The following is a 2,432-nucleotide window of genomic DNA, read 5'->3' as shown; positions in this document are numbered from 1 at the left end:
CGGCGAGGTGCCGGTGGGGGCGGCGGTCACGGATGCCGCCGGCGCCGTGCTGGCGCGTGCCGGCAACGAGGTGGAGGCGCGGCGCGACCCCTCCGCCCATGCCGAGATGCTGGCGCTGCGGGCCGCGGCCGCCGCGACGGGCGACAAGGTCCTGCCGGAGGCGACGCTGTGGGTGACCCTGGAGCCCTGCGCCATGTGCGCCGCGGCGGCCAGCTTCTTCCGGGTGCGGCGCGTGGTGTTCGGTGCCTATGACCCGAAGGGCGGCGCGGTGGAGCACGGCGCGCGCTTCTATGCGCAGCCCACCTGCCACCACGCGCCGGAGGTGGTGGGCGGCGTGCGGGAGGGCGAGGCGGCGGCGTTGCTGCGGGGGTTCTTCGAGGGGCTGCGGGGCCGGGCTGGGTAGGGTGAGGTCCGGGTTGGGCGGGGAGCGGTCCTTCCTGTTCCGATCGCTCCCGTGTCGTGTGGCGGTCGGCAGCCGCCTACCGCGCGCCAGTCAGGGCTTGCGGAGGCGCCATCAGGCGCCGCGGAACACCGTCTCGGCCGTCCACGCTCCCCGCGGCGCGATGTGCATGTCCCAATAGGCCTTTGCGATGCGGTCCGGATCGAAGGCGGTGCCGGGCGCCACCACCCCCGCGATGGTCACAAGGCCGACATGGATGCCCTGCGGCTTCAGCTCCTCATGCAGCACGAGCGCGAGGCCCCGCAGCCCGGACTTGCCGGCCACGAGGGAGGCCACGCCCACCCCAGCTCCCGGCGCCAACGCGAGCCCGCCGCCGGTGAACAGCACCGTCCCGCCTCCCGCCGCCATGTCCGCATGCACCGCGCGCGTGCAGGCATAGGCGCCCGACACGCAGAGCCCGAGGTCGCGGTGGAACGCCTCGGCCGTCATGGAAAGCGGCGCCCCCTGGTTCCACGCGCCGCCATTGTACGCCAGCACGGCCGCTGGCCCGCGCGCGGCGCGGATCGCGTGGATCGCGCCCTCGGCCGCCGCCAAGTCGGAAAGGTCGGCCGCGTGCACGCTGGCGCGCGCACCCAGCCCCTCGAATTCAGCCGCGCTCTCGGCGAGCCGCCCCGCATCGCGCGCGATCAGCGCGACGTCGAACCCGCCGCGCGCGAAGCGTCGCGCGATCGCCAGCCCCATCCCGGGGCCGGCGCCGGCAATGATGGCGAGCCTGCGCTTCATCCCGCAATCCTCCCGATCAGCGGCGCAGCTCGCGGGCGACTGCGTCGACATTCATGTCGAGCAGCGTCGGCAGGGGCACGACCTGCGGGTAGCCCGGATAGCGCTCGGCGAGCGCGGCGCGGATGCGGGCGCGGCCCTCGGCCGGCACATCGCCCGCGGCCGGCAGCTCGCGCCGCAGCGCCTCGCGGAAGAAGCGCAGATAGCCGAGCGTGTCCTGCATCATCGGCCGCGCCGGTCCGGCCGCGCCATGGCCGACCAGCGCCGTGCCGACATCGCCGTAGCGCGGCAGGTTGCGCTCGATCTCGGCGATCCACGCGCCGGTCGTCCCGTCCACGAGCCAGGGCGTGAAGCGGTTGTCGAAGAGGTCGGCGGCGAACAGCACGTCATGTCGCTCGTTGTGCAGCATTGTCATGCCGGAGGCCTCGCAGGGGCCGATCTGGTCCACGCGCCACTCGGAGCCTGCAAGGATCAGCACCTCGCCCGGCCGCACCACGCGCGTCGGCAGCGGCACGCCGTCCGGCGCCGCGGGCCCCAGGACGTTCTTCAGGAAGGGGATCAGCTGCGCGCGGTTCGCGGCGATCCAGTCGCGCGTCGTCTCGCCCGCCATAATCGGCGCGTCGGGGAAGGCAGCGGCGACCGTCTCCAGCCCGGCGATGTGGTCCGGGTGCTCATGCGAGAGGAAGATCGCTTCGACCGGCAGGCCGGTACCGCGGGCGAGGGAGACGACGTGCCGTGCCTCCAGCCGAGTGCGCTGGCAGTCGAGGATCACGCAGGACCGCTCGCCCACAAGGATGAAGGAGTTCACCGAGCCCTCCCCGGGCCGGTCGAACTTGGCGATGTCGAGCGGCACCGGCCGCGCGCCGGGCTGCGGGCCCGTCTGGGCTGCGGCGAGGTCTGGGCGGACGGGCAGCACGGCAAGCGCGGCGGCCGCACCGAGCGCGAGGCGTCGGGTTATCATGGTCTCGTCTCTCCGGCATCCGGCGGGCGATCCCGCCGACACGCCGCAGATGGGCCTCGGGCAGGGCGATGCTTCCCGTGCCGTGCCGATAGGCGTTATCGACAGTGTCGATGCGGCTTCAGGACATCGACCTCAACCTTCTCGTGGCGCTGGACGCGCTGCTCGCGGAGCGGAGCGTGACGCGGGCGGCGCGCAGGCTCGGCCTCGGCCAGCCCGCGACCAGCGCGGCGCTGGCGCGGCTGCGCGTGCTGTTCGGCGACCCGCTGCTGCTGCGCAGCGGCGCCGCCATGG

General features: G+C 74.2%; 4 protein-coding genes. 2 read left to right on the top strand and 2 right to left on the bottom strand.

Features of this window, described 5'->3' with window-relative positions; translation table 11 throughout:
* The coding region (locus OZN99_RS29770; RefSeq protein WP_270938832.1) for a nucleoside deaminase at positions 1-403 on the top strand (403 nt) is incomplete at its 5' end.
* A 111-nt stretch (positions 404-514) separates the two neighbouring features.
* Here the strand turns inward: OZN99_RS29770 and OZN99_RS29765 are convergent.
* Entirely contained in the window at positions 515-1,183 is a 669-nt protein-coding gene (locus OZN99_RS29765; RefSeq protein ID WP_270938831.1) for an SDR family NAD(P)-dependent oxidoreductase, read from the bottom strand.
* Between the two features lie 16 nt (positions 1,184-1,199).
* On the bottom strand, positions 1,200-2,141 hold the full coding sequence (locus OZN99_RS29760; protein ID WP_270938830.1) for an MBL fold metallo-hydrolase: 942 nt from the start codon (positions 2,139-2,141) through the stop codon (positions 1,200-1,202).
* Between the two features lie 110 nt (positions 2,142-2,251).
* Between OZN99_RS29760 and OZN99_RS29755 the strand changes: the two genes are divergently transcribed.
* The coding region (locus tag OZN99_RS29755) for a LysR family transcriptional regulator (RefSeq protein WP_270938829.1) at positions 2,252-2,432 on the top strand (181 nt) is incomplete at its 3' end.

The organism is Falsiroseomonas oryzae (assembly GCF_027856955.1).
GTDB lineage: Bacteria > Pseudomonadota > Alphaproteobacteria > Acetobacterales > Acetobacteraceae > Falsiroseomonas > Falsiroseomonas oryzae.
This window is presented reverse-complemented; position numbering and strand designations above follow the sequence as displayed.

Coding starts and splice junctions, on each gene's coding strand:
- OZN99_RS29765 (WP_270938831.1), bottom strand. CDS start 1,183: ATGAAGCGCAGGCTCGCCATCATTGCCGGCGCCGGCCCCGGGATGGGG.
- OZN99_RS29760 (WP_270938830.1), bottom strand. CDS start 2,141: ATGATAACCCGACGCCTCGCGCTCGGTGCGGCCGCCGCGCTTGCCGTG.